The organism is Flavobacterium sp., from assembly GCF_035760125.1.
Lineage (GTDB): Bacteria > Bacteroidota > Bacteroidia > Flavobacteriales > Flavobacteriaceae > Flavobacterium.
Genome location: NZ_DASTTN010000546.1, coordinates 1 through 6593 on the forward strand (window position 1 = coordinate 1; position 6593 = coordinate 6593).

The following is a 6593-nucleotide window of genomic DNA, read 5'->3' on the forward strand; positions in this document are numbered from 1 at the left end:
TTGAGGTGTTTTTTTATTTATACGTTTTTATCCTTTACCTTTGCTCGATATATAAGTAAAATAATTGCCTAATTATAACCTTTTCAAATGAGAATTTTCTTTTCGTTGTTTTTTTTAGCTTTTCCGGTCCTTCTGTTTTCGCAGAGAAATAAACAGGTTAATAGTGCTAAAGAAATTGATTATAATAGTAAATATAATTCTTCGGATTCCATAAAGAAGAAAAAAGCGCCAGAGGCAACTTATGATATGTATCAGGTTATTTCGTTGAATAAGGATACAACTTATATTGATACAACTCAATCTATCAGAAAGGCATATGGCCATAATTATTTGAGGAAAGATAATTTTGGTCTTTTGAGTTTTTCCAATGAGGGACAAACCTATAATACACTTCAATACGGTCTTAATGGTTTTTCACCTTATCCAGAATTTGGATTTAAAGCAAAACAGTTTAATTATAGCAAGGCTGAAGATATTAGATATGCGAATGTAGCGACTCCTGTAACCGAGTTGTATTTTAAAACAACGATACAAAGAGGTCAGTCGGCAGATTCTTATTTTGCCATAAATCCGTCTCCAAGACTGAATTTTTCTATTGCCTACAAAGCTTTGCGATCGGAAGGTAGGTACATCAACCATGAATCCAGAACAAATAATTTTAGATTTACGACGAGTTATAATACCAAAGACGGGCGTTATGTTGCCAATGCACATTATGTTGCCCAGAAGATTCAGAACGAGGAAAATGGCGGGATTAGTAATGTAAGTGATTTTGAAAGCGGTGATCCAGCGTTTGATAATAGAGCTCGATTGGGTGTTTATTTTGAGGATGCGATGTCTTTGCTTAAAGGAAAACGTTTTTTTGTGGATCAAACCTTTAGAATAAATCCAAAAAAAGGCAGCAATAATTTATATGTTACTGAACAGTTTAATTATGAGGATATTTATTTTGATTATACTCAACAAACGATAGCTTCAACAGTTGGTGGAGTAATTGTAGATCGCTATGGTGAATCTTTCGTGACCAGCGGTATTAATGATAAAACGACCTACAATAAAATGTACAACAAACTGGGGTTGGTGTATGAGAACATGACTTTGGGAGCTTTTACTTTTTTCGTTGATGATTTACATTCCAATTATTTCTATAATAATATTTTGTATTTGGATACGGAAACCGTTCCAAATTTGTTAAGCCAAACCATAAACACTGTTGGTGGACAATACAATTATCGCAAGGACAAATGGAACGGAAAGTTTTTATACTCTAAATCAGTTACGGATCAAAATTTATTCAATCTTGATGCATCGGCGGTGTATGATATTAATGATGAGAATCAAATCTCATTTAGATATCAAATCATGAATAAATTGCCGAACAATAATTATAATTTGTACCAAAGTAGTTATAGAAAATACAATTGGTCAAACGATTTTGTAAATGAAAAAATAAACGCTATCAGTGTGAATGCAGATACCAAATGGGTGTCATTGTCTTTGCAACTGAATTCTATAAATGATCATTTGTATTTTGCTGATATATCAACGGCAACAGAACGAAATGACAGCACACAAATAGTGGCTCCGGCTCAATATGGTAAATTAATTAACTATGTATCTCTTAAGGTTTCAAGAGAGTTTGTATTTGGCAAATGGGCTTTAGACAATACTTTGTTATTCCAAAAAGTAGATCAACCAGATCTTATTTTGAATGTCCCTGAATTTGTGACCAGAAACACCTTGTATTATTCGAATCATATGTTTGAAAAAAAATTGTTTTTCCAAACAGGTGTGGAGCTGAATTATTTTACCAGTTATCATAGTGATAGCTATAATCCTTTGATTGGTGAGTTTTTTGTTCAAGATAGAGTGAAGATTGGGAATTATCCGCTTCTTGATTTTTTTGTAAATGCAAAAATTCAGCGTACTCGAATCTATTTGAAGGCAGAACATTTCAACTCATTGTTTTCTAAAAATAATTACTTATCGGCACCCGATTATCCGTATCGTGATTTCTTAATTCGTTTTGGATTAGTTTGGAACTTCTTCAATTAATTTGGAACTTAGTTGTTTTAAATTGAAAAAAAACGACTAATTTTGTTTCATATATAACTATATAGGGATAATATAGTTTTGAAAAATAACCCCAATAAAAAGACAAAATGGAATACTCAGAAAATATATTAGGAACTATTGGGAATACTCCATTAGTAAAACTCAATAAAGTAACTGCTGAAGTAGATGCTTTGGTTTTGGCTAAAGTAGAGACATTTAATCCGGGTAATTCGGTAAAAGACCGTATGGCTGTAAAAATGATTGAAGATGCCGAAGCCGACGGACGTTTACAACCTGGTGGAACTATAATTGAAGGAACTTCCGGAAATACAGGGATGGGATTAGCGTTAGTTGCCATTATCAAAGGATATAAATTGATTTGTGTAATATCTGACAAGCAGTCCAAAGAAAAAATGGATATTCTTCGTGCAGTTGGTGCCAAAGTGGTGGTTTGTCCAACCGATGTTGAACCAACCGATCCCCGTTCGTATTATTCAGTTTCCAAAAGATTAGCTGAAGAAACACCAAACTCTTGGTATGTAAATCAATATGATAATTTATCCAATACATTGGCGCATTACGAGCAAACAGGACCTGAAATTTGGAAACAAACAGAAGGAAAGATTACTCATTTTGTAGTTGGTGTAGGTACGGGGGGAACAATTTCAGGTGTTGGAAAATTCTTGAAAGAGAAAAATCCAAACATCAAAATCTGGGGAATAGATACTTATGGTTCGGTGTTTAAGAAATATCACGAGACCGGTATTTTTGATGAAAATGAAATTTATTCCTATATCACCGAGGGTATAGGTGAGGATATTTTGCCAAAGAATGTTGATTTTTCGCTAATCGATGGATTTACTAAAGTAACGGATAAAGATGCAGCAATTTATACCCGAAAAATTGCCCTTGAAGAAGGAATATTTGTCGGGAATTCAGCCGGTGCTGCTATAAAAGGTTTGTTACAACTCAAAGAACATTTCAAACCAGAAGATGTTGTCGTGGTATTGTTTCATGATTCTGGAAGCCGTTATGTGGGTAAAATGTTCAACGACGACTGGATGCGAGAAAGAGGATTTCTAGAAGAGGATGTAACCAAAGCTGAAGATGTGATCAAAGATCATATTGATAAGCCTTTGATTGTAGTTCGTACCGAGGAATTGGTTTCGCATGCAATTGACCGTATGCGTAAGTATAATATTTCGCAAATTCCTGTAGTAGATATTAATGGATTTGTTGGTTCTGTTGACGAAACTGATCTGTTCAGAAGTTATATGGTTGATAAAAATGTAATTGATAAGCCTATCAAAGAAGTAATGGGAAAACCTTTTCCTGTTGTTAAATTAAGCACATCAATCGAGGAAGTCTCTAAATTTTTCACGAAAGATAATGATGCAGTTTTGGTAGAACTTGAAAACGGGAACCATCAAATTATTACAAAATCAGATATTATTAAGGCAATGAAATAAATTCATATTGATTGCAGATTTTATGGTTTATATAAAATCTGCAGTCTAAAATCTTAAATACTTATGACCTTCACCGCTATAGATTTTGAAACTGCAACTGCTTATCATCCTTGTTCGGTCGGTATTGTCACTGTTGAAAACGGCATTATTGTGGATGAGTTTGTGACTTTAATCAAACCACCCAATAATGAATATAATCCCTTCACGATACGAGTGCATGGAATATATCCTATAGACACAGCAAACTCCAAAACGTTTGTCGAAGTATTTCCTGAAATTCAAAAAAGGCTTCAAAATAGAGTCGTAGTGGCACATAATGAAAGCTTCGACCGTAATGTTTTGTCCAAATCAATGGCGCTTTATGGTTTGAACTACGATGATTTGAATATAGGTTCTCGTTGGGAATGTACCGTAAAAATATATAAATCAAAAGGATTGAAGCCAACAAAACTTAGTGATTGTTGTCGTGAAATGAATATAAAACTAAACCATCACGAAGCTTTATCAGATGCGCGAGCTTGCGCCAAATTGTATTTATTGAGATAATCATTTCTAATACTATTCTGAAACTTAGAACCTTAATTTATTTTAAGGATTTTAAAAATTGTAGAAATATCTGTCTTTTTCAATTTTGTAAGTTAAGTTGTTTGTTTTTTTAGTACTTTAGTTTTCGGGATGAGTCTTTTATCTCTCATCTTTTCAATCTATTATCTAAAAAAAAATGAAAGAAGACTTTCTCCACTACCTTTGGAAGTTTAAAAAGTTTGATACTTTAAATTTAAAAACTTGCAGCCAAGAGGAAATCACGATTAGTAATGTGGGTCAGTATTTAGAATTGGCAGGACCTGATTTTTTTAATGCTCAAATTACTATTGGAAATCAAAAGTGGGCAGGAAATGTCGAAATTCATGTCAAATCATCCGATTGGTATGTACATCATCATGAGAAAGATGTAGGTTATGAAAATGTAATTTTGCATGTCGTTTGGAATCACGATACCGAAATTTACAGAAGTAACAATTCAGAAATTCCAGTTCTCGAACTCAAAAACTATGTTGACGCAGATATTGTAAACAATTATCAAAAGTTATTGACCCCCAAATCTTGGATTTTTTGCGAAAAGCAAATAAAAGAAATCCCTCAATTTACATTAATAAATTGGCAGGAGCGTTTGTTTTTTGAACGTTTGGAAAGAAAAGCAAAACCTGTTTTGGAGTTGTTAGAGTCGACTAATAATGATTGGGAAGCAGTTTTATTCTGTCTTTTGGCAAAGAATTTTGGTTTGAATACGAATGGGGAAATATTTCTTAAGATTGCTCAATCTATTCCTTTTTCTGTCATTCGAAAGGAATGTTTTGAAGTAGAAAATTTGGAAGCTTTGCTTTTTGGTTCTGCGGGATTATTAGATACTGAGAAGGAAGATGCCTATTTCAAAGATTTAAAATTCAGATATTTTTATTTGCTGCATAAGTACCAAATAGAGAAAAATTGTATCGAACCCGTTCAGTTTTTTAAACATCGACCAGATAATTTCCCAACAATTCGGCTTTCACAATTAGCAAATTTGTATCACAAACAGCAAAATCTATTGTCAAAAATAAGCGACTTGAATTCTGTTGAAGCTATTTATGAAGTTTTAGGTGTTTCGGTTTCTAAGTATTGGCAAACCCATTATCAATTCGACAAAGAAAGTCGGAAAAAAAAGAAAGCCTTAACCAAATCTTTCATGGATTTGATAGTTTTAAATACTGTTATTCCACTTCAATTTGCGTATGCCAAGAGTCAAGGAAAGGAAATATCCGAAGATCTAATTGCTGTTTTAAATGATATTGAGTCTGAAAAGAATTCAATTGTGGAGAAATTTAGTTCGTTTGGGTTAAAGGCTAAAAATGCATTTGAAACTCAATCTCTTTTGCAACTTAAAAATGAATATTGTAATAAAAACAAATGCTTGGAATGCTCTATAGGAATGGAGTTGCTGAAGAATAATTGGGAATAAGAATGGTACTGTTGGAAGTTTAGTTTTTTAGTAACGTATTTAAGAACTTTATCAGACATTAACCGATGTTATTAAAAGATTCTGTAATTTTGCTTATAATTCATAATTCAAACCAATGCGAGCAGTAATACGATTGAAATTCTTTTTAGAAAAATACGGTTTTCATGTATCTTCTCGTCTGGCTGATAAATTAGGAATGCGAGTAACAAATGTTCGTTTGTTCTTTATCTACATCTCTTTTGTTACCGCTGGATTGGGTTTTGGAGTTTATCTGACGTTGGCTTTTTGGATTAGGCTAAAAGATTTGATTCGGGCCAAAAGGACTTCTGTCTTTGATTTGTAAAAAATAATTATAAAGAATAAAAAAAGGGATTTTAAAGTGGTTAAGCTTTAAAATCCCTTTTTTATGTTAATTAAATATTATTCTTTAGTGCCGTTCAATGTGCTGTTCTTCTTTCCATAGGCAAAATAGAAAATGATTCCTAAAGCCATCCAAACAAAAAGTCTCAACCAATTCGTCCAACCTAGACCATACATCATTGCGCAACATACAAATACGCCTAAAAGCGGTACGAAAGGAACAAGTGGAGTTTTGAATTCTCTTACCATATTTGGCTCTTTTTTTCTTAAGATAATAACAGAAATACATACAAGAACAAAAGCAAATAAAGTTCCAATACTTGTCATATCTCCAACAATATCTCCAGGAATAAAAGCTGCAAAAGCTCCAACAATTACTAAAATAACAAGATTCGCTTTGTATGGAGTTTTGTATTTTGAATGTAAATCACTAAATGCTTTTGGAAGCAATCCATCTTTACCCATAGAGTAAAAAACTCTTGATTGTCCTAATAACATCACTAAAATAACAGATGAAAAACCTGCTAATATGGCAACGGTAACAAACTGAGCAAGCCAGTTATAACTTTCCCCCATAGCATGTATGATTGCATTGGCAACAGATGCTTCCTTACCGCTAGTTCTGAAAAATTCCACTGGTTCAAGACCTGTTAATACATGTCCAAAAAGAATATATAAAACGGTACACACTGCTAAAGATCCTAGAATAC

General features: G+C 33.0%; 6 protein-coding genes. 5 read left to right on the forward strand and 1 reads right to left on the reverse strand.

The features are described 5' to 3' along the window. Positions 1 to 87 precede the first annotated feature (87 nt). The 5 genes from VFS71_RS19355 (at position 88) to VFS71_RS19375 (ending at position 5866) form a co-directional block, all read left to right on the forward strand. Entirely contained in the window at positions 88 to 2055 is a 1968-nt protein-coding gene (locus tag VFS71_RS19355) for a putative porin (RefSeq protein WP_326403313.1), read from the forward strand. Between the two features lie 107 nt (positions 2056 to 2162). Beyond that, positions 2163 to 3524 carry a pyridoxal-phosphate dependent enzyme gene (locus VFS71_RS19360; RefSeq protein ID WP_326403315.1) on the forward strand — a complete coding sequence of 454 codons (1362 nt, stop codon included), beginning with the start codon at positions 2163 to 2165 and terminating at the stop codon, positions 3522 to 3524. A 63-nt stretch (positions 3525 to 3587) separates the two neighbouring features. Beyond that, the gene (locus tag VFS71_RS19365; RefSeq protein ID WP_326403317.1) at positions 3588 to 4070 is read left to right on the forward strand and encodes a 3'-5' exonuclease; all 483 of its coding nucleotides are present in this window, start codon (positions 3588 to 3590) and stop codon (positions 4068 to 4070) included. A gap of 175 nt (positions 4071 to 4245) precedes the next feature. Next, positions 4246 to 5523 carry a DUF2851 family protein gene (locus tag VFS71_RS19370; RefSeq protein WP_326403319.1) on the forward strand — a complete coding sequence of 426 codons (1278 nt, stop codon included), beginning with the start codon at positions 4246 to 4248 and terminating at the stop codon, positions 5521 to 5523. Positions 5524 to 5638: 115 nt separating this feature from the next. Continuing rightward, positions 5639 to 5866, forward strand: coding sequence for a PspC domain-containing protein (locus VFS71_RS19375; RefSeq protein ID WP_111411249.1), 228 nt, complete (start codon positions 5639 to 5641; stop codon positions 5864 to 5866). A 77-nt stretch (positions 5867 to 5943) separates the two neighbouring features. On the opposite strand, the gene VFS71_RS19380 is transcribed toward VFS71_RS19375, so the two are convergent. Continuing rightward, positions 5944 to 6593: amino acid permease (locus VFS71_RS19380; protein WP_326403321.1), on the reverse strand; the 650-nt coding region annotated here is incomplete at its 5' end.